Genomic DNA, 23,092 nt, shown 5'->3' on the forward strand with positions numbered 1-23,092 from the left:
ACGAGGAGAACGGAGTGTATAATGAGCCAGTTTCATGAATGGTTGTCCATGATTCAAAACATTGATCTGCAGCACTTGCAGCAAACACTGGAAGACTTGTCGAAGTTCGGTCCGCTTCCCGGCATCGGAATGCCGCTGCTGGAGTCGTTTCTGCCCTTTCTCCCGCTAGTCGTCATTATTGCCGCCAATGCCAATATTTACGGCCTCGGCTGGGGATTTTTATTCTCTTGGATCGGCGTTTCGGTTGGAGCAAGCCTTGTGTTTCTCATCTTCCGCAAACTCGGCAAAAATGTGAAAGGGCGCGTGCTGAAACGGTTTCCCCGCTCGGAGCGTTTCTTCAATTGGATCGAGCAGCGGGGCTTTACGCCGCTGTTTTTGCTGGCCTGCTTTCCATTCACGCCATCATCGGTTATCAATATCATTGCCGGTCTCAGCAAAATCCCGCTGCAAACGTTTCTGCTCGCTACCATTTTGGGCAAATGCGTTATGATTTTAAGCATTTCCCTGCTCAGCTTTGACATCAGCAGCTTCCGCGACGAGCCGTGGCGGATCTTCGTCACCATCGGGGTCGTTGTCGTCATGTGGTTCGGCGGCAAGCGGCTTGAATCCCGCTATCATGTAAGCAGCTGACAGCTGCATGAATTAGGCAGTCATAGTTTCTGATCGCTCGTGGCAAACTTCTAACGGATCATCTGCCGAAAGGAGGATGCTTAAGATGTCCGGCAAACAGCCTTCCCATTTGCAGCAAGCGGCTAGCAAAGTGCAGTCGAAAGCCGACCGCACCGGTGCAGGCAAGGAGCGGGCAAGCCAGCTCCAATCCGGCGCGGACCGGGCAGCTGTGCCCAAGCATGGTTTATAACGATTAGGAAGGTGACATCAGCATGAGCGATAGAGACCATAACAATCGGATTCAGCCCATTTCAGGCGAACCTGTCGAAGTTGACGGCGTCTACGCGAATGAATGGGGGCGGGAAGAAGAGCTGAAGCGAGGGCAGGTATTCCCTGCCGACCCGATGCTCGGAACGACCGGCTGGAAGCTCGTCGAATATGATTTCGACAACCATCACGACGGCAAAACCGATATGCGGCTGACGCCGAAAGACGACGATGACGATCCGGAAGCGCATATGCAGCATCCCCGCCGCCATGACCGCCATAAAGGAACGGAACAGCAGGATAACCAATAAACCAATAAGCCAGTCGCCTTTGAAATCCGCAGCGGATAATCAAAGGCGGCTGGCTTATTTCATACTGCAAAAGGGCAAATCACCCCCCGCCTCAACCGGCGGCCCGCGCCGTTACTCGGACAGGCCGCCTGTCTCCTCTGCTTTATGGCCTGTTTCATCCAGACGGCTTAATGCATAGTCGATTACTTTGTCGAGGCGTCTCAAATGGTACGCGTATTCAAACATGGAGGAAGCGACGAATACGAGCCGCCGGTGCGCTTCCGGATCTTCCATGAAATAACCGGCCACATCGGTAATCAGGCTGTCCTCTTCCGACATGCCGGGCACGCCGGGCTTCATTTTGCGGTCCCATTTCAGCAAAATATGCTCATGGTATTTGGTCAGCTCCTCGATCCGGCGGTCGAACCGTTCCGCCCACTCCCCGGCCCCTTTGGACGCAAAATAATGCTCTTCGACCATTTCCAGCAAATCCGTCCCTTTTTGCAGCGTTTTAATGGTCTGCTTCGAGACGAGCAGCTGCCTCGCCTGGCTCAGCTTCGTCTGCGGCAGCAGCTTGCGCTCCTCTTCAAACAGCTTGAACCGGTCTTCCAGCTTCCGCAGCGTTTGATGCAGCTTTTCTTTTTCCTGGCGGTATACCTGCTCTTTCATTTCGTTTGAAATCGCGGTGCGGAGCAGCAGCGAAAGCTGGGCGAATGCGGCCCGCGCCTGCTCGGCGAACTGCCTCCTTGGCCTTGGCGGAAATACCGCCACATTAACGACAAAGGCGGCCCCGATGCCGGTCAGCACCATCAGAAAACGCTGCAGCGCAAACTCGATCCCTTGGCTGTTCGCCTCCATGACAGCGACGACCGTAACCAGCGTAACGCTGATGGTGCTCTCCATCTTGAGCCGGATGCTTAACAAAATGACTAATATACATACAAGTCCTACTGATACCGGCGAAATGCCAAACAGCCTGACGGCTGCCAGTGCGAGTATCGCTCCGATTACATTCGTTTGCAGCTGGTCCCATACTTGCTGCCAGGAGCGGTATATGGATGGCTGAATCGTGCCAATGGCCGCTACCGCCGTAATGATCGGCGACGGGAAATTAAACCATTCGCTTAAAAAAATAGAAAGCGCCACTGCCATACCCGTCTTTAATACCCGGGCTCCGATTGTCATACAAGTGCTCCTTTATTTTTACTATCCATAGAGTGCCCCGTTTTTTCCAAATGCCATCGCTGTTATTGCCGCTTGGGCCCGGAAATTCGCCCAAAGCCAGCCCGCTTCGGAAGCTGCCTGCGCAGCGTCGATGGAAAAACCGGGTAAGTCGTAGTACGTCAAAGCGCAGGATCAAGTTTCATCCGTTCGTCTGCGTGCTTTTGACTGTTCCGTCAGCTTCATCATACACAATTTTCGGTTAGACGGCTGCCTCAGGTTTAGGTAAGATAGGGTAAGATAGGGTAAGAGAATAATAGAATAGAGCAGGAAAGGAAGGATAGGAATGAAAATTTTAAAAGAGTTCCGGGAATTCGCCGTTAAAGGCAACGTCATCGACCTGGCTGTCGGTGTCATTATCGGCGGCGCTTTCGGGCAAATTGTCACTTCGCTTGTTAACGACATCATTATGCCGCCGATCGGCAAGCTGCTGGGCGGCGTCAACTTTAAAGATCTGTTCATCAAGCTGTTTGAAGACCCGGACAACAAGTATTCCTCATTGGACGCCGCAACAAAAGCAGGCAAACCGGTTATCGCTTACGGCCAGTTTATTAACGTGGCGCTTAATTTTCTCATCATCGCCGCTTGCGTCTTTATGCTTGTTAAGGGCATTAATATTCTCCGGAATATGAACCGCTCCGACGAAGAGGCGGCTCCAGCAGCTCCAGCGGAAAAGGAATGCCCTTACTGCTTGTCCCATGTTCCGGTGCTCGCTACCCGCTGCAAATATTGCACGTCGGAGCTGGAAGCCGGGGAAACCGGGACCGCTCATGCCTGAGGAATTATTCGATATTTATGACGAGCAGATGAATCCGCTTGGCACGGCCACCCGCTCGGAAACCCACGCCAAGGGCTATTGGCACCGCTCCTTCCACTGCTGGCTCGCGCGCAAAGAAAAAAACCGCATCTATGTGCGGTTTCAGCAGCGGCATGCCGGGAAAGATACCTTTCCCGGCTATTACGATATTACGGCCGCTGGCCATCTGGCTGCCGGCGAAACCGCGCGCGACGCCGTCCGGGAAATCGAAGAGGAGCTGGGCGTTGCAGTCGCCTTCGAAGAGCTGCTGCCGCTGGGCGAAGCGCGGATGGAGAAAACCGGCTCCGCCGGAGGCGTTTCTTTTATCGACCGCGAAGTAAGCGAAGTTTTCGGGTATGAATGCGATGTCCCTTTGTCCGCGCTGAAGCTCCAGCCCGAAGAAGTGGCCGCGGTTTACGAAGCCGAACTGGACGAGCTGCTTTTGCTTTTCGAAGGGAAGCTTGCTTCCGTATCCGCAAAGGGAGTCGCTCTCCAGCTAGAAAACGGGCAACCGTCCTTAGTCCCCGCAGCGGCACGCGTCTCCGCCGGCCGTTTCGTGCCGCGGGTTTCCTCTTATTACGTAAACGTTTTGACCGGCTTGCGCTCTTATCTGCTGGCTTGACGGAGCGGTTCCCTTGCGGAGCCGCTTCATCTATTTCCGCCTCTTCATCTCTTATGCCTGTTGCCTGCTCCCAGTTGCGGTACCACTGGTCAATCAAGCCATGCCAATTGTAAAACAATGTGCTGCGCGGCGCTTCGTCCAAATCGTCAAAATACAGCTCGCCGGACATTCTGGCGGCTACTTGATGAACACAGCTATGCAGCCCGCTTTGTTCGATGAAAGCACCCAGCTCGTCAACCGAACGGAACGAGCGCGGATCATTAATGACGCGCCATTCTGCTGCCGTATCGTAACAGGACGATCTGCGAATGGATTCCGGCACCGTCGTCCACGGCTCAACAAGGCTCATATCATAGCCCATCTGCTCGTACCAGGCCAGCACTCTGCGGATATAGCTGCGGTGGAAAGTGAGAAACCTTTCGCCGTATCCTAACGGCGGCCGAGTCCCCGGCTCGACATGAAACGTATGATGCCAGTTGGCGTGTTCGCCCAGCAGCGACGTCGGAAAGTTAGGGATTTGCGGCATCCTGGCCACCTCCATCGTAAGTTGGTTGTAGGTTCTATCTCACACCTGTTTGTATCCTATGAGGCGGCAGGTGCACAAGTACCATAGGCAGCAGCCTCCTTTTGGATAGCCCGTTCAACTTTTTCGAAAAAAGGGCTTGACTTTTATTCGGGAAAAGCGTAAATTATTAAATGTCCTTCTTAAAATTTCATTCAAACGCTGATGTAGCTCAGGGGTAGAGCAACGCACTCGTAATGCGTAGGCCGGGGGTTCAATTCCCTTCATCAGCATCGAAGTAAACAAGACCTTTGCTTATGCAAAGGTCTTGTTTCGTTATATCGGCTTGCAAGCTCGCCGCCCGGTAGGCCATTGCCCGGCAGGCGGCTGTGTTTGCTTCCGCAGGCAGCCGAGCGCCGGCGGCCGCATGCCGGATCCCGCATGCGGCTATATGCCGCTCCGGTATTGCTCGGGCGTTACGCCCACCAGCTTCTCGAATGCCCGGTAAAACTGGCTTGGCGCAGAAAATCCGAGCCGAAAGCTGATTTCGGTCGCCGTGCCGGCTGTCTGCCGCAGCAGCCGCTTCGCTTCCTCCATCCGTATGCGCAGCACGTATTGGTAAGGCGTCAGCCCGACCGCCGCTTTAAACGAGCGGATAAAATGATAGCGGCTTTGCAGCGCTACCGCCGCCAGCTCATCAATCGTAAGCGGCTCGGCATAATGCGCGCGGATATATTCCGCCGCCCTTGCGATATGCCGGTCCCAAGGCGCCTGCAAGTCCGGCCCGCCGTCCATGCCTCCTGCTTTTCCGGCTTCGACAAGCTGCCGCAGCTGCTCCAGCAGCGACGCTTCCGCTTCCTGCTCCGCCAGCCATTCGCCCGAGTCGGCACCCGTCCGGCCCATCCATTCGCGAAACAGCGACTTGGCGTATGAGGGACGAATCCGCTTCCGGACATAAACCTCTTCTTGGGCTTGTGAAGGCGAATCGAACAACGCCTTTTCATTCGCAATAATGATAAGCACCGATGCATCATCGCCGATGTGAAAGCAATGCCGGTCGCTTGGCTGCAGCAGCAGCATATCTCCTTCGCCCAAATCCATCCGTTTGTTCTCATGCGTAAAATGGCAGGTGCCGCGGGTCGGAATCGTAACCTGATATTGCCCTTCATGCGTATGGGGCGTATTTTCAAATTGATAAAAAATATGATGCGCTTCAAGATTCGGAAACACCATCTGGAGCTGCATGTTGTTAAGCCTCCGTCTGCCATTGTGATTATTGCTTAAAACGTTTAAATAAAACGCAACTATCGCAGCGACTGCTCTAGCTGCCGTGAAGTACCATAGGAATAACTTTTTGAAAGGAAGGATGTTGTTTCTATGCCAAAAACGACGGCCGCAGCTGCCGCAAGCCCCTTCTTCGGCATACTGCTCGTAGCAAGCTCCGTCCATCTGCTGAACGATTTGATGCAGTCAGTCGTACCGGCTGTATTCCCCGTGTTTCAGGAAAGTCTGCATTTAAGCTTCGCCCAGATCGGCTGGATCGCCTTTACGCTGAACTTGACCGCTTCTGTCCTGCAGCCGCTAATTGGATCTTACACCGACCGGCGGCCGCTGCCAAGCCTGCTCCCTATCGGCATGCTGTTTACGCTGCTGGGCATGCTTGGATTTGCGCTGGCGCCGTCCTTCGCCTGCCTGCTGCTGTCTGCTGCGCTCGTAGGCGTCGGCTCCTCGGTGCTCCACCCCGAATCGTCGCGCGTAGCCCATCTGGCCGCCGATAAAAGCAAAGGTTTCGCGCAGTCGGTGTTCCAGGTCGGCGGCAACGCCGGGCAGGCGCTGGCGCCGCTGCTGGTCGCTTATTTGCTCAGTCCGCGCGGGCAAACCGGCTTTTTATGGTTTATTCCGCTGGCCGCCATCGGCATTGCGCTGCAGCTGAGGATCAGCCGCTGGTACCGCGGGCAGCTTGCGGCGCGCGCGCAAGCGGCGACAGCCAAGCTGCCCGCGGCGGCGGCGGCCAAATCCCGCTTCAGCAAGCGGTTTATCGCGTACGCCTTAACGATTCTTATTCTGATGCTGTTTTCCAAATTCGTTTATTTGGCCAGCATGAGCGGTTATTATTCGTTTTATTTTATGGATAAGTACGGCCTCCCGCTTAAGGATGCCCAAATGTGTCTGTTTGCCCTTCAGTTCGCAGGCATGGTCGGCACGTTTCTGGGCGGCCCGCTGGCAGACCGGTTCGGACGGCAGAAGGTGATCTGGTTTTCCATTCTCGGAACGGCGCCGTTTTCGCTGCTGCTGCCTTATGCCGGCCCGGTGACGGCTTTTATATTATGCCTGGCGATCGGACTTATTCTCATGTCCGGATTTTCGGTTATTATCGTCTACGCTCAAGAGCTGCTGCCGGGGCATGTCGGCATGATTTCGGGCTTGTTCTTCGGCATCTCGTTTGGGCTTGGCGGGCTGGGGTCGGTTGTCATGGGCAATCTGATCGACTCGTATGGCGTTGCGCATGTCATCGAAGCCTGCTCCTACCTGCCGCTGCTTGGCCTGCTCGCCTTGCTGCTGCCAAAGGATTCGGTCATCATGAATGGCCATTCGTCCTTACCGGCTTCTTAAAAGAAGCACTTGCGGCGATCATCCGCCTGCCGGCGCATATACTGCTGGCGGGAGGTGAATGACCTATGATTCAACCGCTCTGGTATACCAAAGCATTAGCATTAACCGGCCAGCCTGTCGGCGTCTCGCTCGCGAACGGACAGGGCGTTACCGGCGTATTATGCAGCCTGACCGGCGGAGAGGCCGTCCTGATTGAATATATGTATCAAAGCCAATTCGCCGCCAAGCATTATCCGTTCAGCTCCATACAGGATATCAATCCGTTCCCCGGATGCACGGTGCCCGGCCCGTTATTTTAAGCTTGCGCTGCGCCACAACCGCATAACCAGGCTCTCTCCGGCATACGTTTGTAGTAGTGGAACAAATTCCGGAGGTGAACCTGATGTCCAATCCGGCCGGACCTAACAGTCCTGTCTTGTATGAGGCGGATCCCTCGCATGCGGCCAATATGAAGCAGATCCGCGATCGGCTGAACAGCATTTGCGGCAGCTGCCTTCATCGCCAGGTCAGCATCAAAACGATAGACGGCCATCAGTACGAAGGCACCGTTGTACATGTTGACCGCGGATATTTATATTTGCAATGCGCCGTCCGCGACCCTAGAGCGTTCTTCGCGCCCAGCAGCGCGATTCTTCCGCTGGTGCTTTACGAGCTTCTGGTCATTACCCTTATGCTGTAGACCGCTTAACGATCGAGCATATCGTTGTCCAAGCGCCGCAGGCTTTCCCGCCTGCGGCGCTTTCTTATGCTCACGCGGCCCAAATTGGTGCAAGCTCGGGGCAATAGTATTCATACTATCGGCTTAGAACCATAAACATAATAAACACCAGCTTTCACGGAACAGCCATGTCTTCCGCTCCAACGGCTATAAACTTCGTATTCTCATCATGTTTCGTTCCTCGCGCCTGCCGGTTAGAAAATTGTTAGCAAATCAAATAATATTCTGACGGCTGTTTCACAACGGGCTAAAGGGTGTACAGTACAATGGGAAAAAAATACGGAGGTGCAGCAGGGCTATGATGAAAATTGTAACCTTCAAAAAACGTTCCATTCCCGTTTATTATCCTGTCGACCAGTCGATGTCTGTCGAGCGCTTTAACGATAAATTGCGTGAGCTTGAAATGAACTTTGATTTCCGCAAGAAGTGGAAAAGAATCAAATCGGTCGAGATGGTGCGGGACGTTGCCATTCTGCAATATAATGACGGAACCAAATTATATCTGGAAGTATCCTGAATACAGGCAGGGGACCCGCTGCGTCCCCCGCTTAATGCCGACAGTTGAATAAACTGTCGGTTTTTTTATTTTTTTGATCACTAGATTAAGCCAAACTCGTTTATTCTAATCCTATACCCGCTTTTATCCCGAAAGGAGATCCGCATGCAATGAGAACGGAACGAGATTCACTGGGGCAAAAAGATATTCCTGATGATGCCTATTACGGCATCCAATCAGCCCGGGCGGCCGAAAACTTCCCTATTACAGGTACGCCCGTCCACCGGGAGCTGTATATCGCTCTCGCTTACATTAAAAAGGCGGCCGCCATGGCCAACCTGGACGTGAAGCTGCTCAAGGAGCCGGCCGGTTCCGCGATTATTGCGGCCGCCGATGAAATTATCGCCGGACAGCATACGGCGCATTTCATCGTCGATTCCATCCAGGGCGGCGCCGGAACATCCATTAATATGAACATGAACGAGGTCATCGCCAACCGCGCGCTGGAGCTGCTCGGCAAACGCAAAGGCGATTACGGCAGCTTAAGCCCCAACAATCACGTCAACATGTCCCAGTCCACGAATGACGTTATTCCAAGCGCGCTCAAAATCGCAGCCTACCTGCTTGCACAGCAGCTGCTTGCAACGAAACGCCGGCTGGCAGAGGAGCTGCGCAAAAAACAGGTACAGTTCCATGACATTATTAAAGTGGCCCGCACCCATCTGCAGGATGCCGTTCCGGTCCGGCTCGGGCAGCAGTTCGGCGCATATTCACGTGTCATTGAGCGGGATATCCGCAGGCTGGAGCAGGCGACCAGCGATTTGCTGTGGCTGAATATGGGCGCTACGGCGGTAGGCACCGGCTTAAATGCCAAACCCGAATATATTGACAGTGTGATCCTTCATCTGCGCGAGCTGCTGGGCATCGAGGTGAAACGGGCCGACGATCTGGTGGATGCTACCCAAAATACGGACGCCTACACCGAGTTGTCTTCGGCGTTAAAGATTAGCGCCGTTAACTTGTCCAAAATATGCAATGATATCCGGCTGATGGCTTCCGGTCCGATTACGGGCTTGAATGAGCTGCTGCTTCCGCCAAGGCAGCCCGGCTCGTCCATTATGCCCGGCAAAGTGAACCCGGTTATGGCCGAAGTGGTCAATCAGGTGGCGTTCCAGGTGCTCGGCAACGACCATACGATCGCCCTTGCCTGCGAAGCCGGCCAGCTGGAGCTGAACGTCATGGGGCCGGTTATCGCGTTCAACCTGCTGCAATCGCTGAAAATTATGAACAACGGCATCGATGTGTTTACCCGGTTTGCCTTGGAAGGGCTGGAAGCGAACCGGACTCGCCTGACCGCTAATCTGGAGAAAAGCTTCAGCATGATTACGGCGCTTAACCCTCATCTGGGCTACGAGGTTGCAGCCGGATTAGTGAAAGATGCGCTCAAAACCGGCATGACGCTGCGCGAAATCATTTTGGAGCGCGGTCTGCTGACGCAGGAAGAGCTGGATGTCATTCTTCATCCGGAAGAGATGACTACGCCTGGCATTGCCGGCGAGCGGTTTTTGAACGAGGACCGGGCTTAGCGTAACCGGCGCCGCCGGCGCAATTTGGGTTTCTTTTTCCCGCAATCGCAACGTATGGATACTATAAGGAGAATTCGAGCATGGCGGATAAATGCCCGGAAGGAGACAACACGCATGGTGAGCGGAAACGAGCTTTACCGAAAGGCGCTATTGACCATCTCCGGAAATGCGATTGTAGAGAAATTGTCCAAAAAGTACGGCAAACGGCTGGCCGGCAAATTTATAGCTGGCGACACTTTGGAGCAGGCACTGGATGAGACCGCCGCTTTAAATGAGAAAGGAATCCTTGTTACACTGGATCATTTGGGCGAAGGGATCAGCCATCTGGACGAGGCTGCGGGCTATCGGGAGGAATATATCCGGATGCTGGACGGCATTGCGCGGCGCGGCGTACAATCCCACGTGTCATTGAAGCCTACGCAAATGGGCATGGCGCTTGATACGGAGGCTTGTTACCGCAATGTCAGGGCTGTGGCGGCCAAAGCAAAGGAAAGCAAAAATTTCGTGCGGCTGGATATGGAGAATACCCCTTATACGCAAGCGACGATTGATCTTGTGCTGCGTCTGCATCAGGACGGATTAACCAATGCCGGCACAGTATTGCAGGCGTATTTGCACCGGAGCGTCAAAGACGCTGAAGAAATGATCCGGAAGCGCGTCAAGTTGCGGCTTGTAAAAGGGGCGTATAAAGAAACGACCGAGCATGCCATTCAGTCCAAAGCCGGCGTAATCGACAATTTTAAAACGATGATCCGGATGCATCTGGATAAAGGGTATTACACGGCCATCGCTTCGCATGACGACGCCATTATTGAATGGGTAAAGCAATACGCGGCCGACAACCGCATTCCGAAAGACGCCTTTGAGTTTCAAATGCTGTACGGACTGCGGATGAGCGACCAGGAACGGCTGGCGCAGGAAGGCTATCGGATTCGCTGCTATGTGCCGTACGGCACGATGTGGTATCCCTATTACACCCGGCGGCTGGCGGAGAAGCCGGCAAACCTGATGCTTGTCCTGCGGCATATGTTCCACTAGAGGCGCGGATTGCAACCGGTGCGCCACAGTAGCGTCGCAAACGGCGTAACTGTAGTGGCGTTAGCGTTGCAAACTTAGCCAGTTTCGATGTTTGCGCTGCACATGGTGCACTCACTCCGGCGTTAGCTCCTCAAACTCGAAAAATTTATACGCAAAATGTAAAAATGCATTTGATTTTCCACTGAAAAAGTAATTTAAGAAGATCAAATGCAAAAATGCAGTTAAATTCATCCAAAAATTGCTTTCTGAGCGATTTTGGCTTGAATCAACTGCATTTTTGCATTTAAAGTTCAATTTTGGCGAAAATCCGCTGAAATCAACTGCATTTTTGCATTTGTTGACGCTGAGTATGGCGAGGACTGGCCCCGGGGCTGGGCTAGCGCCGCTCAATGCCACACTAGTACCGCCACGGTACTCACCTGCGGTCGCTCAATGCCACGCTAGCGCTACCCCCTATCGCTCCTGCCCTTCATAAGCTTCGCGTCGGAGCCCGAGCCATCGATTCGGCCTACCGGCCGAGATGGATTAATGTTTTCGGGTAACGGGTCAGCACTCTGGCTTGGCCGTCACTTTGAATGTAGATGTCGTCTTCGATGCGGACCCCGCCGATTACCGAATCATAAATGCCCGGCTCGATCGTGAATAGCAAGCCCGGCTCGATAATTGACTGGTTGTGCCCGGATACGGACGGCTGCTCATGGACCTCCATGCCGAAGCCGTGCCCAACGCGGTGCGTAAACAGATGACCGAAGCCTTCCGCTTCTATAACCTCGCGAGCGGCCCGGTCTACATCGGCAAGCGGAATGCCTGCACGCGCCCTGCGGATTGCCGCTTCGTTGGCGGCCAGCACCGTCTCGTAAATTTTGATTTGCTCCTTCGTGCCTTCCCCCATTACGAATGTACGGGTCGTATCGGAGCAGTAGCCGCCGGCTTGCACACCGATATCGATCAAAACGAAGTCGCCCTGCCGGATCGGGTAGTTGCCTGGTCTGCCATGCGGCAGCGCCGTTCTTGCCCCGGTCAGCACGATGGATTCGAATGCCGGACGGTCTGCGCCCAGCTTCCGCATTTGAAATTCAATTTCCGCTGTCAGCTCAGCTTCCGTCATGCCTGCAACCGCATGCTTAGCCGCGTAATCAACGACCTGCTCAACCAGGTCGACTGCATACTGCACCTTGCTGATTTCTTCTTCGCTTTTGTTCATGCGAAGCGACAAAATAAAGCTTTCCAGATCGGCGAATTGCACGCCTCCGAATACCGCCTGTAGCTGCTCGCCTTTCAGCACGCTGACTGCATTTTTTTCAATACCAAGCGTCTGGATGCTGCCGGTAACGCCGCTGCGCAGCAGCGCAAACGGATCGTCCGTGTCAGACACGGGAACAGCCCTCTGCACTTTGCCCGCTTCCTCCGCCGCCGTCAGCTCCAGCAGCGGCACATACAGCGTTTCTTCACCGCCCGCTTCGATGTACAGCGCCAAAAAGCGCTCATGCGGCTCGGTATGAAAACCCGTAAAATAATAAACATTCATCGGAGAGGAAATAAAAGCGGCGTCAATGCCGTTCCCTCTCATATATTCCGCCAGCTTACGCTTGCGCTCCTGCCATATGTCGGCCATTTGCTGCGACACCTCGCTTAATTATATTGGCACTACCAGAGTTCAAATAAAATAAAGCATCCGCATATCGTCTGCCTGTTCGTCCATATTATTGTAGTAGACCGGAATAGGTTTGTCGAATGAATATCCATATGCTGAGATTAAAGAAATGCTGATCGCTGATGACTGGACAGATAAAAAAGAAGTGGAGGATAGCCCTTTTAATACTGGTGATATTTTAGTTTCGTGTTGGAGTACTAGCGACAATATTCGAGAGCTTTCCAAATTATCAAATTAACAGCTAAAAGCATAACCATCCGAAAATGACAAGCAACCAATTGCAAACGATTCTGCAAGTGAAAAACAGGAACGCAGATTAGTCAAAAAGCGTCGGGATGGTGTACATGTTGTAAATCATGACTGAGGTTATTTATATAGGCATAGCGCAAAGGCCGTATAAGATACTGAATAAACATCATATAAACGGTTTTAGATTTGGAGTATGAAGCCGTGAAAAACTTCGGTATCGTGGTTCTGACTACCAAAAATGTTGTAGCAGGCTTGCATGTGTTTATCGATAGGCACCTTAAATTCTGCTTTAGTTCATCCCAGGGAAGTGTATAAGGAGGCGATTTAAAATAATGCAGCATCAATCGTATGCTTCCATAACCATTGTAGCGGAGACCCGGCACCTTCTCATGAGGATATAACGCTAACTAAGCGATTAACGGAAGCCGGTACGCTTCTAGGAGTCGAACTTGCTGGATCATCCCCGCCAGCTGCTGACATTGACAGAAGCGCCGCCTTACTTCAACATAAAAGAATGACAGCTCGGATTTCATAATTATGTTGCCGTTCAGTCATTTCAGGAAAGGAAGGGATACACAATGTTAACTTTTGAACAAAAATTGGAAAATTATGCGGAGCTGATTGTGAAAATCGGCGCCAACGTCCAACCCGGACAAACTGTTATGATCAATGCCTCACTTGATTCGGCACAGCTAACCCGCCTTGTAGTCAAAAAGGCGTATGAAGCCGGCGCCTATCAAGTCAAAGTATATTGGAGCGATGATGAAACGGCACGTATCCGTTACGACCTGGCTCCCGATGAATCGTTCCACGAAGAGCCCAAATGGTCGGCGCTCGAAAAAACCGAGTTGGCCAAAAACGGCGCCGCTTCGATCTCCATTATGTCGCAGGATCCGGACCTGCTGCGGGGCGTGCCAACCGACCGCATCGTCAATGCGGACAAAGCATCCCGCGGCGCAATGGCCGAATACCGCGAAATGACCCGCTCGTTCAAAATCAGCTGGAACCTGGCGACAACGCCATCCAAAGCATGGGCCGCCAAAGTATTCCCGGGCGTGTCGGAGGATGAGGCGGTTGCGAAGCTGTGGGACGCGATTTTCCATATGGTCCGCGCAGACCTCGACGATCCGATTGCAGCCTGGAACGCACATATTGAGAAACTGCACGCCAAAGCCGCTTACTTAAACGAAAAGCAATACCGCAAGCTGCATTACGTTGGTCCGGGTACGGATCTGACAATTGAAATGCCCAAAAACCATGTGTGGCTGGGCGGCAGCAAAAAAAATGAAAAAGGCATCTGGTTTGTGCCTAACCTGCCGACGGAGGAAGTATACTCCGCGCCGCTTCGCACCGGCGTAAGCGGCACAGTGTCCAGCACGAAGCCGCTCAGCTACAGCGGCAACATCATCGACAACTTCACCTTTACGTTCGAGAACGGGCGCGTCGTGAACGTAACGGCAGAGCAAGGCGAAGACAAACTGCGCAGCCTGGTTGAGATGGACGAAGGTTCGCATTATTTGGGCGAGGTTGCGCTTGTGCCGCACCGTTCCCCGATTTCCGATTCGAACATTTTGTTCTACAAAACGCTGTTCGACGAAAATGCTTCCTGCCATCTGGCAGTGGGCAGCGCTTATTCTTCCTGTGTGCAGGGCGGAGCGAATATGACGCCCGAGCAGCTTGCTGCTGCCGGCCTCAACTCCAGCATGGCGCATACCGACTTTATGGTTGGCTCCGCCGAGCTGAACATTTACGGCATTACGGCGGACGGCAAGGAAGAGCCGGTCTTCCTGAACGGCAACTGGGCGATTTAGTTCCACAGGTAATGGAAATGCACGCTTGCCGATCCATCGCAAAAAAAGGAAGCCCCGCAACGGGGCTTCCTTTTTTTAATGACGGATAGAGGGCAGCAATTCGATATCCAGTTCTTCGGGATTATCCGGTTTGCCGAACAGCATCCCTTCTGCGCAATCACAGCCAAGCTCCTGCAAAATGTCAAAATGTTCCCGGCAGATGACGCCTTCAGCCGTTACGCGCAAGCCAAGCCGGTGCGCTTCTTCAATCATCGACGAGACGGCCAAGCGGTCTCTGCTTTTTTGATGAATCGCTCCGATTAAGGACGGGGACAACTTCACTCCCGTTGCAGGGATCATGCGCCATAACGCATCCGAATGCCCGTTTGTTCCCGTTTCGGCCAGATGAATACGTACGCCTCTCGCCCGCAGATAAGTGAGCGCGAACAGCAGATGGTCCGTTACTTTATCCTGAAGCCCAAGTTCCAGTTCAAACGCCAGACAGCCGGGATCTAAATGGAACTGCTGCAGCGCGTACAGCACCCCTTCGCAAAAACGTTTATCCTCCAGCTGGGACAGGCATATTTTGAGAGACGCCTTCATTGCTCTGCCGCTGTACAGCTGCCATTGTTCCAGTCGTTCACATGTTTTATGAAGCATCCACTGGCCGAGCATTTGCGTCATGCCGTTCCTCTCGGCTATCGCCATCAGCTGATCGCAAGTAATGTCGCCGAGCTCCGGGTGATTCCACAGCAGCTTCACATGGAAGCTGTCCAGCTTCTGACTTTCGATGCCGTAAACCGGCCCATAAATTAAACTAAGTTCTCCGTTTCCTGCTAATGCTTTTTTCAAAGAAACATCCAGTGTATCCATATAGTACAGCCCTTCCTCGCAATCAGGCAGGACGGTTTGGGGATTCATCCTTTTACCTCGCTTTCGGTTTTCCGCAGCTCTAACTTACTCTTATCATGGCATACAGGTATTAGAAAAATCAGAAGTAAACTTTAGAGTTCTGTTAGAATGCAGGCCTTTAAGACGAGAAACCGGATTTGTCTTCGGCTAAAAGATACAAAAAAACCATCCAAAAGGATGGTTTCAATTATGAATTCGCTTATGAAAGAAATGAATTATTGCGGCTCCGCACCTGCAGGCTTGTCTACCGTATACTTGTAGCCGAATCCCCATACGGTCCGGATCAGCCGGGGCTCTTTTGGGTTTTGCTCAATTTTTTTGCGCAAATTTACAATGTGAACGTCGATGGCCCGATCCGTCACAAAGGAATCAAACCCGCGAATGGCGTTAATAAGCTCTTCCCTGCTGAACACTTTTCCCGGATAAGCCAAAAATAATTTCATCAATTCATATTCCGAAAATGTTGTCTCTATTAGTTGTCCCCGTACAACAAGCAGCCGTCTTTCCAAATCCAGCTGGACGGGATCATCATTATCGGCTGGTCCCTGTTCGCTGTGGACTTCATGGTCCGCTTTGGTTAGGGAATGGGATCTGCGAAGAAGCGCTTCAACTCTTGCAGACAATTCATGCATGCTGAACGGCTTACACATATAGTCGTCAGCCCCTGCCTTTAAGGCATGAACTCTTTCCGATACTTCCGTCTTCATCGAAACAATCATGATCGGCACATTGGAACGCTCGCGGATAAGCTCGCACACTTCAATGCCGTCACGGTCGGGAAGCACAAGATCAAGAAGGACGATATCAGGCATCCAATCTATTAATAGACGCAGGCCTTCATCTGCGCGCACAGCTTGGCTGACCGAATAGCCTTCCTCTGACAAATACATGGACAGCATATCACTCATCATGACATCATCTTCAATAACTAAAATTTTATACATATCGGTCACCTTTTGTCAGAATTGAAGAATTTGTCTATGTGCTGGTATATCCATAACTATACAATAGGAAGGCCTTAAACGACAACAGAGTGTTAGAAGAATGTTAGCAAATGATGTCGAAAATGTTAAAGTTACATCGTAAATGTTAAATAGATTGTGCTTGAATGGCTTGCAGCAAAGCCGCCAAATGCCGCTCCAGCCGCTCCATCGCCGGCAGCCAGTCCTGTACGGCTACAGTTTGGCGGCGGAGAATATTGTCGATTTCTGTCGCAGCGTCCATCACTTGGAGCGCCGACAAATTGCCGGATGCCCCTTTTAACGTATGCACCTGTTTTTTCGCTTCGCTCATGTTGCCGGCGGCCAGATTGCTGCGGACCTCTTGAGCGAACAGCTCGTAGTCCTGCACAAAACGGCGGAGCATATGGCGCACAATCTGCTCCTTGCCTCCGACCCGCGCGAGCAGCGACGGCATGTCGAGGCCGCTGATGGCAGGCAGCTTCGGCTTCGGGCTGCGCGGATTCCCCCGTTTCACCGGCAAGCCGGGACGGTCCGCGGCAGCGACAATTTCTCTTGCTGCCGCGACTTGCTCCGGCTTGCCAAGCCAGCGCACCACCGTTTCATACAGCTGACGGGCATCAACGGGTTTCGTAATGACATCGTTCATGCCGAGGCGGATGTAGCGGTCATGGTCAGCCTTTAAACCGTTGGCGGTTAATGCGATGACCGGCAGCCGCTCATATTTCGGATTTTCCCGGATGCGGCGGACAGCTTCCTCCCCATCCATCTCCGGCATATGAATGTCCATCAGAACAATATGCCATTCCTCCTGCTCCAGCTTCTCCAGCGCTTCGCGCCCGTTCTCCGCGAGCCCGACCATAAACCCGTAAGCTTTTAACCCTTCGACGGAAACCAGCTGATTGATTTTGTTATCTTCGACTAACAGAACCCGGATATGCGGATAAGCCGGCGGCGGCTCAATAAGCGGCCGGGACGGGGACGGGTTCTCTTCGCTTGTGCGCTCAAACATGCCGTTAAGGGCATTGAGCAGCGCAAGCCGGGTAATCGGTTTTGCGAGCACCGTCGAAGGGCGGGCCGCTTCCGGCAGCTGCAGCAGCTCATCCCTGCCGTAAGTAGTGGTCATCACTGCGGTATGCACACCCTGTTCCCGTGCCTGCCGCTGAAGGTCCATCCACGTTTCCATTCCGTACATATCTTCCATTTCCATATCGAGCAGCATCAGGCCCGGCAGCGCCCCGACACCTACACGCTGCAGCCGGGCGCGCACCTCTTTCCACGAATAAAAGACAAGCGCGGCAAGCCCGAAGCTTTCCAGCCAGCGGCACAGCAGCGCAGCCATTTCGGGATCATTTTCGACGATCCAGGCCGGACGCTCTTTGTCCGCTCCCACGACCTGATACGGCTTCTGCAGCGATGAAGGCGCTACCGGGAACGTCAGCGTAAACCAGAAACGGCTGCCAATCCCATGCACACTTTCCGCCTTCAGCTTGCCGCCCATAATTTCAATGAAGTGGGTTGCTATAAATAAGCCGAGGCCCGTGCCGCCGTATTTGCGCGTGGTGGAGCTGTCGGCCTGCGTAAACGGCTTAAACAGCCTGGACAGCTGATCTGCGGTCATGCCGATGCCGGTATCCTTGATTTGGAACCGGATTACAGCGCTGTCGCCGGTCAGCTCCTTCACATCAAGCTTGAGGACAACCCGTCCGCGGTTCGTAAACTTGATGGCATTCATGCTCAGGTTCAATAAAATTTGCTCGAGGCGCAGCGGATCGCCGATCATCGTGTTCGGCAAATCGCTTGGCGTCATCACAATAAATTCAAAGTTTTCTTTTCCGCCCATAAAGACGCTCAGCTGATCGGTCAGCTTGCGCAGCAGCTCCTCCGGCTGGAAAGCGAACCGTTCCATATCCACCTTGCCGGCTTCAATTTTGGAGAAGTCCAATATATCGTTAACAAGCCGGAGCAGCGTATCCGAAGAACTGCTAATTTTATCCATATATTCCTTTTGCGTTTCCGACAACCCGGTTTTGCGGACCAGCTGGGACAAGCCGATGATGCCGTTCAGCGGAGTGCGGATTTCATGGCTCATCAGCGCCAGGAACCGGCTTTTCGCCTGGTTGGCTTCTTCCGCTTCAAGTTTCGCCCGCATCAGTTCTTCCTGTACCGTAATTTGCTCGGCAATGTCTCTGGCAATGCACGAGTAATACAGCTCTCCCGTCAGCTTGTCGTGATGGGCGACGACGACGGCCGAGACGTGGATAACCCCGCCGTCAAACGCCAGCAGCTCCATATCGCCTTCCCAATAACCGTGCGAGAAAGCGTGAAAGGCGCCTTTCATCAGCTTCGCGTAAGCATGCCGTTTGAAAAACGGCCTGATGTCCTTGTGCTCATCCTCGCCGATATTCAGCAGCTTGCGGCCGGCGCCGTTAATGTAAATCAGATTGCCGCGCGTATCGGCCGATGCAATCAAATCTTTGGCCGACTCCACGATCTCAAGCAGCCGGTTGCGTGTCATCTCCACCTGCTTGCGTTCGGTGTTGTTGAAAGCAATGAGCACCATGCCCGTCAGCTTGCCGTTCCGGTCATGCAGGCTGTTCGAGCTTTCCAGCACCGGCGTGCGCGTGCCGTCTTTGGCAATATAAGTCCATTCCCGCTGATAGGAGTGGCGCTGCAGCTCGATCAGCACCTCCAGCCCCGGCTTCACTTCCTTGCCCAGCTCCTCGCTCAAGCGGGCAGCCATGTCCCGCACTTCCGCATCGTCCAAAAAGATTAGCGGAGTTGCGCCGTTCTCCAGCTCCGACAGCCGGTAACCGAGTAGCTCCTCGGCTTTTGTATTTAATCCGGCAATACGCAGCTGTTCATTTAAAATAATAAAGGCGTATTGGTTCTGGTTAATAATGGCGTCCAGCCGCTCAAACATTTCCCTCAGATGCTCGTTCATGCCGTTAACCGAACGCGCCAGCTGCCCGATTTCGTCTCCTGTCGCTTCCGGCAGCCGGTCAGCCTCGAACCTGCCCGCCGCCGCGTGCTCGGTTACAGACAAAATGCTTTTCAGCCTATTAATAATACGGTTGAAATAAATCGAAAAAAGTAAAATAATGCACGCTTCCGCCAAACTGATGGAAATAATAATGATGTACAAGACGGAATACAGCTTCTCAAGCAGCCGGGAAAGCGGCACATCAACAGCTAAATACCAGGACGTATTGTCTACCTTGGAATAAAACAATACATGCTTCCTGCCGCCGATTTTCAGCTTTTCCATGCCGCTGCCGTTTTTGAGCTTGTTCGCATCGAGCCGGTTCCATATTTTCTGGTCCAGCAGCCGGGTGCCGTCCTTTTCCGCTTCGTACACAATTTCGCCCTTCGCGTTATAAACCCGGTTGTCGTTCACATCCGAGCCGTCCAAGCTGTAATTCAAATACGGTTCCAGCTCGCTCATTAAAATGGAAGCATAGACGACGCCCTGCACTTCTTTATTGCTGCCGTATACCGGAACAAGGATCAGCACCTGCTTCTCTTGGGAATACCCCGGCCTGATCGGGTCCGTCAATACGGTAGCGCCTTGAAAAGCCTGAAGCACATAACTGTCATTGCGTATATTGCCAGGCATGCCGTCCGTCTGGATCATAGTGCCGTTTAAACCGATATAGCCAAGCGAATGATAAACGAAACCGAGACGGACCCGCTCTTTATTGAGATAAGACAGCTTGTCCGCATCCGTGCCGGATGTTATAACCGTCGTATTGCTCAGCATTATAATTTCGGCGCGCCTGGTAGACAGCCAGGCGGACAGATTGCCGGCATTGTTATTTTGTTTGCTGCTTGTCTGCTCCATGATGGACTGCTCCATCGTTTTGCTGACCGACACATAGCAGACCGCTCCTGCGATAAGCAGCGGGATTAAGGAGAAAAGGACAAGCAAAAGCCCTTTCGTTCGTAAAGATTGTTTCATCATAGCAGCAGGCCTCCTATCGTCCAATATTATCAATGTAATGGATTTACCTGATCATGGGAACTATTTTTATTTAGAATTAAGGTTTTTTTCCATACATTCTGATATATTAAACGAGATACAATTAAGGAGTTATTACTGAAGGGAGTTTATTGGATGGAAAACAAGCCATCGCAGCCAGGCGACAACGAAAAAGAAATGGCCGCTGCGCCAGAGGATCAAGCCGTAAATGAACACCAGGAATCGCATGACGAATTGCAGCACGATGTGGAGTTAAACAACGAATCAACTGCAAGCGTAAAAGAGGTTGCTTCTGCTTCCGAAGCCATAGCCGGTGGAGCAAATCGCGGCGGCGGCAGCAAAGCATGGATCGCCATTTCCGCTATCTTGGCTATCGTGCTTGTTATCGTGCTTGTAAACCCGCCTTTCTCCGGCAGCAGCAAAGCGGTTGCTACCATTAATGGCGATAAAATTACGAAGGACGATTTATACAACGAACTCGTGACAGCTCAAGGCAAAACAACGCTGAGCGATATGATTACGCAAAAACTGATCGACCAAGCGGCAAAGGATGCCGGCGTAACCGTTACGGAAGACGACATCAATGCGGAAATCGCGTCCGTAACGGAGCAATTCGGCGGACAAGACCAGCTTGACAGCGCACTTCAGCAATACGGCATGACGATGGACGACTTAAGGAAAAATATGGATACGCAAGTGAAGGTTCGCAAAATTTTGGAACCTCAAACGAAAGTAACCGATGACGATATTAAAAAATATTACGACGAGAACAAAGCTTCCTTCGCTACGCCGGAACAAGTACGCGCTTCTCACATCCTGGTAGCGACCAAAGAAGAAGCGGACGCGATCAAGAAGCAGCTCGACGGCGGCGCCGACTTTGCAACGCTGGCATCGCAAAAATCGACCGACACGGCTTCCGCTGCGAACGGCGGCGACCTCGGCTTCTTCGGCAAAGGCCAAATGGACCCGGCTTTCGAAGCGGCAGCTTTTGCCCTTGACGTGAATCAAGTCAGCGATCCAGTGAAATCTTCGTACGGGTACCACATCATTAAGAAAACCGACTACAAGCCGGCTACCAACCCGACGCTGGAAGACAAAAAAGAAGATATCCGCAAAACGCTGATCGACCAGCAAGTAAACGACTTGTCTTCCACTTGGATGACGGAACTGCGTGCAAAAGCTAAAATTACAAACACGCTTGACCCATCGCAAAACAGCACCGGCAAAACGGACAGCACACCGTCCGCTGCGCCTTCCGCAGACGCATCTGCAGCTCCGGACGCTTCCGCTTCACCGGACGCAGCAGCTTCGGCATCGCCGGAAGCTGAAACGAAATAATCAAAAACGGACAAGCACATCCCGACCGGGATGTGCTTTTTTTATGCGCCAAAAGTCTTGCTGTTTTGACAAGGAAACGTATGTAAGTACCGTTTTTATGATAATATAATGAATTGGCAGCTATATCCGGCATAAGCCGGTACTCAGACAGAACTAGTGGAGGGAAAGAAACTATGTCCAATTATCAAGTGCGCTCGTACGAGGATACATATACGATTTACGAGCTTACCGACGCCAGCACGGATTCCGTTGTGCGCGTATGCCCCGAACGCGGCGGTATCGTAATCGGTTGCCAGCTGCATGGGCTGGAGCTGTTTTACCTGGACCGCGACACCTTTATTCATCCAACGGCCAACATCCGCGGCGGCAACCCGGTGTTATTCCCAATCTGCGCGCAGCTGAAGGATGCGCAATATACGTGGAAAGGCGTTACGTACCCGATGGCGAACCACGGCGTAGCCCGCACTTCGAAATGGGACGTGCTTGGCACGAGTACGGAAGGCGAAGCGTCCATTACGATTGCGCTTCGCAGCAACGAAACGACGCGGCAGTCGTACCCGTTTGATTTTGAGCTGATTTTCACGTACGCTCTTGTCGACGGAAAGCTGGATATCCGCCAGCAGTACACGAACACCGGCAGCGGCGAAGCAATGCCGTTCTACGCGGGATTCCACCCTTATTTCAATACCGATACGAAAAAAATCGCCTATGAAATCGATGCGACCCGTTACCTCGATCTGAACGACAACAACGAATACCCGTATGAAGGCGTCATTGATTTGACAGGTAAAGTGGAGTCGCTGACGCTGCTGGATGCCAAAACCCCTTCCGTATCGTTCCCGGTATCGGGCGGCGCGAAAGTGACGATGAGCTACGACCCTATCTTCAAATATGTCGTCGTATGGCATGTGGAAGGCAAGCCGTTTATTTGCGTGGAACCTTGGATGGCCAGCACAGGCGAGCTGAACCGCCAGGAAGAGCTCGTTATGCTGGATGCCGGCCAATCGCTGAACGCAAACTTGACGATCAGCTGCGACCGCTAACAGTAGTTAGCGCCCAGCTTATATAAAAAATCCCCTGCCGGGGCTGCGGAATAAACCGCAGCTTGCGTGCAGGGGATTTTTTTGCAGCAGCCGGGACAGCGCTGCCAGGCCGGGGCCGCTGGACGGCCGAGGCCTCCGGCGGTTGCTCGCTCGCGGCAGCTAGGCACGGCAAGCCAGCTAACAACTGCAAATTTGCAGTTGTTTTTCTCCAAAATGAGGATATTACGAGCATTAACTGCAAATATGCAGTTGTTTTTTTGAGATTAGGCCAATATTGAAAGAAACTGAAGAAAATAAATGCATTTTTGCAGTTAAATAGAAAGAAACAGCGTTTTCGATCAAAATTAAATGCATTTTTACAGTTGAGGTTTCAAAAGAGGGTCCACGCAACGCAACTGGATATCCCGCTA

General features: G+C 52.6%; 21 protein-coding genes, 1 tRNA gene and 1 pseudogene. 16 read left to right on the top strand and 7 right to left on the bottom strand.

Annotated features, from left to right (window positions below):
• The first annotated feature begins 21 nt into the window (after positions 1–21).
• The 3 genes from ET464_RS12810 to ET464_RS12815 all read left to right on the top strand — a co-directional run bounded on the left by ET464_RS12810 (position 22) and on the right by ET464_RS12815 (position 1,187).
• Complete coding sequence (locus ET464_RS12810) at positions 22–630, top strand: TVP38/TMEM64 family protein (protein ID WP_129441461.1); 609 nt, start codon at positions 22–24, stop codon at positions 628–630.
• Between the two features lie 85 nt (positions 631–715).
• Positions 716–859 (top strand): hypothetical protein, encoded by a 144-nt coding sequence (locus tag ET464_RS19845; RefSeq protein WP_165279993.1) that lies wholly within the window; start codon positions 716–718, stop codon positions 857–859.
• Positions 860–881: 22 nt separating this feature from the next.
• Positions 882–1,187 (top strand): transposase, encoded by a 306-nt coding sequence (locus tag ET464_RS12815; RefSeq protein WP_129441463.1) that lies wholly within the window; start codon positions 882–884, stop codon positions 1,185–1,187.
• Positions 1,188–1,298: 111 nt separating this feature from the next.
• Here the strand turns inward: ET464_RS12815 and ET464_RS12820 are convergent, their stop codons facing one another.
• Complete coding sequence (locus tag ET464_RS12820) at positions 1,299–2,351, bottom strand: FUSC family protein (protein WP_129441465.1); 1,053 nt, start codon at positions 2,349–2,351, stop codon at positions 1,299–1,301.
• A 322-nt stretch (positions 2,352–2,673) separates the two neighbouring features.
• Between ET464_RS12820 and mscL the strand changes: the two genes are divergently transcribed.
• From mscL to ET464_RS12835, 3 genes are all read left to right on the top strand, one after another.
• The gene (gene mscL / locus ET464_RS12825; RefSeq protein ID WP_129441467.1) at positions 2,674–3,165 is read left to right on the top strand and encodes a large conductance mechanosensitive channel protein MscL; all 492 of its coding nucleotides are present in this window, start codon (positions 2,674–2,676) and stop codon (positions 3,163–3,165) included.
• Positions 3,158–3,805, top strand: a complete 648-nt coding sequence (locus ET464_RS12830) for an NUDIX hydrolase (protein WP_129441469.1) — start codon at positions 3,158–3,160, stop codon at positions 3,803–3,805. Before mscL ends, ET464_RS12830 begins: the two co-directional genes overlap by 8 nt.
• Positions 3,806–4,528: 723 nt before the next feature.
• Positions 4,529–4,600 (top strand) — tRNA-Thr (locus ET464_RS12835).
• Positions 4,601–4,754: 154 nt separating this feature from the next.
• On the opposite strand, the gene ET464_RS12840 is transcribed toward ET464_RS12835, so the two are convergent.
• Complete coding sequence (locus tag ET464_RS12840; protein ID WP_165279994.1) at positions 4,755–5,552, bottom strand: AraC family transcriptional regulator; 798 nt, start codon at positions 5,550–5,552, stop codon at positions 4,755–4,757.
• Between the two features lie 132 nt (positions 5,553–5,684).
• Here ET464_RS12840 and ET464_RS12845 point away from each other — a divergent pair, with 132 nt between their 5' ends.
• From ET464_RS12845 to ET464_RS12870, 6 genes are all read left to right on the top strand, one after another.
• Positions 5,685–6,920, top strand: a complete 1,236-nt coding sequence (locus tag ET464_RS12845) for an MFS transporter (RefSeq protein WP_129441473.1) — start codon at positions 5,685–5,687, stop codon at positions 6,918–6,920.
• A gap of 65 nt (positions 6,921–6,985) precedes the next feature.
• On the top strand, positions 6,986–7,219 hold the full coding sequence (locus ET464_RS12850) for a hypothetical protein (protein WP_129441475.1): 234 nt from the start codon (positions 6,986–6,988) through the stop codon (positions 7,217–7,219).
• A gap of 83 nt (positions 7,220–7,302) precedes the next feature.
• On the top strand, positions 7,303–7,599 hold the full coding sequence (locus ET464_RS12855; RefSeq protein WP_165279995.1) for a hypothetical protein: 297 nt from the start codon (positions 7,303–7,305) through the stop codon (positions 7,597–7,599).
• Between the two features lie 337 nt (positions 7,600–7,936).
• Positions 7,937–8,155, top strand: coding sequence for a hypothetical protein (locus tag ET464_RS12860; RefSeq protein ID WP_129441479.1), 219 nt, complete (start codon positions 7,937–7,939; stop codon positions 8,153–8,155).
• A gap of 149 nt (positions 8,156–8,304) precedes the next feature.
• A complete protein-coding gene (locus tag ET464_RS12865) occupies positions 8,305–9,720 on the top strand; it encodes an aspartate ammonia-lyase (protein WP_129441481.1) in 1,416 nt (471 codons plus the stop codon).
• A gap of 114 nt (positions 9,721–9,834) precedes the next feature.
• Entirely contained in the window at positions 9,835–10,758 is a 924-nt protein-coding gene (locus ET464_RS12870; protein WP_425271730.1) for a proline dehydrogenase family protein, read from the top strand.
• Between the two features lie 111 nt (positions 10,759–10,869).
• Here ET464_RS12870 and ET464_RS12875 read toward each other — a convergent pair whose 3' ends face one another.
• Positions 10,870–11,154, bottom strand: coding sequence for a hypothetical protein (locus ET464_RS12875; protein ID WP_129441483.1), 285 nt, complete (start codon positions 11,152–11,154; stop codon positions 10,870–10,872).
• Positions 11,155–11,266: 112 nt separating this feature from the next.
• Positions 11,267–12,373, bottom strand: a complete 1,107-nt coding sequence (locus tag ET464_RS12880; protein WP_129441485.1) for a M24 family metallopeptidase — start codon at positions 12,371–12,373, stop codon at positions 11,267–11,269.
• 556 nt (positions 12,374–12,929) lie between these two features.
• Between ET464_RS12880 and ET464_RS20890 the strand changes: the two are divergent.
• Together ET464_RS20890 and ET464_RS12890 are read left to right on the top strand one after the other, a co-directional pair.
• Positions 12,930–13,196: pseudogene (locus ET464_RS20890) on the top strand (JAB domain-containing protein); the annotation flags it as partial.
• A gap of 43 nt (positions 13,197–13,239) precedes the next feature.
• Positions 13,240–14,472 (top strand): aminopeptidase, encoded by a 1,233-nt coding sequence (locus ET464_RS12890; RefSeq protein ID WP_129441487.1) that lies wholly within the window; start codon positions 13,240–13,242, stop codon positions 14,470–14,472.
• 75 nt (positions 14,473–14,547) lie between these two features.
• Here ET464_RS12890 and ET464_RS12895 read toward each other — a convergent pair whose 3' ends face one another.
• The 3 genes from ET464_RS12895 to ET464_RS12905 all read right to left on the bottom strand — a co-directional run bounded on the left by ET464_RS12895 (position 14,548) and on the right by ET464_RS12905 (position 20,283).
• Positions 14,548–15,324 carry an EAL domain-containing protein gene (locus ET464_RS12895; RefSeq protein WP_165279996.1) on the bottom strand — a complete coding sequence of 259 codons (777 nt, stop codon included), beginning with the start codon at positions 15,322–15,324 and terminating at the stop codon, positions 14,548–14,550.
• A gap of 254 nt (positions 15,325–15,578) precedes the next feature.
• Complete coding sequence (locus ET464_RS12900; RefSeq protein WP_129441492.1) at positions 15,579–16,307, bottom strand: response regulator transcription factor; 729 nt, start codon at positions 16,305–16,307, stop codon at positions 15,579–15,581.
• Positions 16,308–16,452: 145 nt separating this feature from the next.
• A complete protein-coding gene (locus ET464_RS12905) occupies positions 16,453–20,283 on the bottom strand; it encodes a response regulator (protein ID WP_129441494.1) in 3,831 nt (1,276 codons plus the stop codon).
• Between the two features lie 153 nt (positions 20,284–20,436).
• Between ET464_RS12905 and ET464_RS12910 the strand changes: the two genes are divergently transcribed.
• Both ET464_RS12910 and ET464_RS12915 read left to right on the top strand, forming a co-directional pair.
• Positions 20,437–21,639 carry a peptidyl-prolyl cis-trans isomerase gene (locus tag ET464_RS12910; protein WP_129441496.1) on the top strand — a complete coding sequence of 401 codons (1,203 nt, stop codon included), beginning with the start codon at positions 20,437–20,439 and terminating at the stop codon, positions 21,637–21,639.
• A 173-nt stretch (positions 21,640–21,812) separates the two neighbouring features.
• The gene (locus ET464_RS12915; RefSeq protein WP_129441499.1) at positions 21,813–22,682 is read left to right on the top strand and encodes an aldose epimerase family protein; all 870 of its coding nucleotides are present in this window, start codon (positions 21,813–21,815) and stop codon (positions 22,680–22,682) included.
• Positions 22,683–23,092 lie beyond the last annotated feature (410 nt).

This window comes from Paenibacillus protaetiae (genome assembly GCF_004135365.1).
GTDB classification, from domain to species: domain Bacteria; phylum Bacillota; class Bacilli; order Paenibacillales; family Paenibacillaceae; genus Paenibacillus_AP; species Paenibacillus_AP protaetiae.

Coding starts and splice junctions, on each gene's coding strand:
- ET464_RS12810 (WP_129441461.1), top strand. CDS start 22: ATGAGCCAGTTTCATGAATGGTTGTCCATGATTCAAAACATTGATCTG.
- ET464_RS19845 (WP_165279993.1), top strand. CDS start 716: ATGTCCGGCAAACAGCCTTCCCATTTGCAGCAAGCGGCTAGCAAAGTG.
- ET464_RS12815 (WP_129441463.1), top strand. CDS start 882: ATGAGCGATAGAGACCATAACAATCGGATTCAGCCCATTTCAGGCGAA.
- ET464_RS12820 (WP_129441465.1), bottom strand. CDS start 2,351: ATGACAATCGGAGCCCGGGTATTAAAGACGGGTATGGCAGTGGCGCTT.
- mscL (WP_129441467.1), top strand. CDS start 2,674: ATGAAAATTTTAAAAGAGTTCCGGGAATTCGCCGTTAAAGGCAACGTC.
- ET464_RS12830 (WP_129441469.1), top strand. CDS start 3,158: ATGCCTGAGGAATTATTCGATATTTATGACGAGCAGATGAATCCGCTT.
- ET464_RS12840 (WP_165279994.1), bottom strand. CDS start 5,552: ATGCAGCTCCAGATGGTGTTTCCGAATCTTGAAGCGCATCATATTTTT.
- ET464_RS12845 (WP_129441473.1), top strand. CDS start 5,685: ATGCCAAAAACGACGGCCGCAGCTGCCGCAAGCCCCTTCTTCGGCATA.
- ET464_RS12850 (WP_129441475.1), top strand. CDS start 6,986: ATGATTCAACCGCTCTGGTATACCAAAGCATTAGCATTAACCGGCCAG.
- ET464_RS12855 (WP_165279995.1), top strand. CDS start 7,303: ATGTCCAATCCGGCCGGACCTAACAGTCCTGTCTTGTATGAGGCGGAT.
- ET464_RS12860 (WP_129441479.1), top strand. CDS start 7,937: ATGATGAAAATTGTAACCTTCAAAAAACGTTCCATTCCCGTTTATTAT.
- ET464_RS12865 (WP_129441481.1), top strand. CDS start 8,305: ATGAGAACGGAACGAGATTCACTGGGGCAAAAAGATATTCCTGATGAT.
- ET464_RS12870 (WP_425271730.1), top strand. CDS start 9,835: ATGGTGAGCGGAAACGAGCTTTACCGAAAGGCGCTATTGACCATCTCC.
- ET464_RS12880 (WP_129441485.1), bottom strand. CDS start 12,373: ATGGCCGACATATGGCAGGAGCGCAAGCGTAAGCTGGCGGAATATATG.
- ET464_RS12890 (WP_129441487.1), top strand. CDS start 13,240: ATGTTAACTTTTGAACAAAAATTGGAAAATTATGCGGAGCTGATTGTG.
- ET464_RS12895 (WP_165279996.1), bottom strand. CDS start 15,324: ATGGATACACTGGATGTTTCTTTGAAAAAAGCATTAGCAGGAAACGGA.
- ET464_RS12900 (WP_129441492.1), bottom strand. CDS start 16,307: ATGTATAAAATTTTAGTTATTGAAGATGATGTCATGATGAGTGATATG.
- ET464_RS12905 (WP_129441494.1), bottom strand. CDS start 20,283: ATGATGAAACAATCTTTACGAACGAAAGGGCTTTTGCTTGTCCTTTTC.
- ET464_RS12910 (WP_129441496.1), top strand. CDS start 20,437: ATGGAAAACAAGCCATCGCAGCCAGGCGACAACGAAAAAGAAATGGCC.
- ET464_RS12915 (WP_129441499.1), top strand. CDS start 21,813: ATGTCCAATTATCAAGTGCGCTCGTACGAGGATACATATACGATTTAC.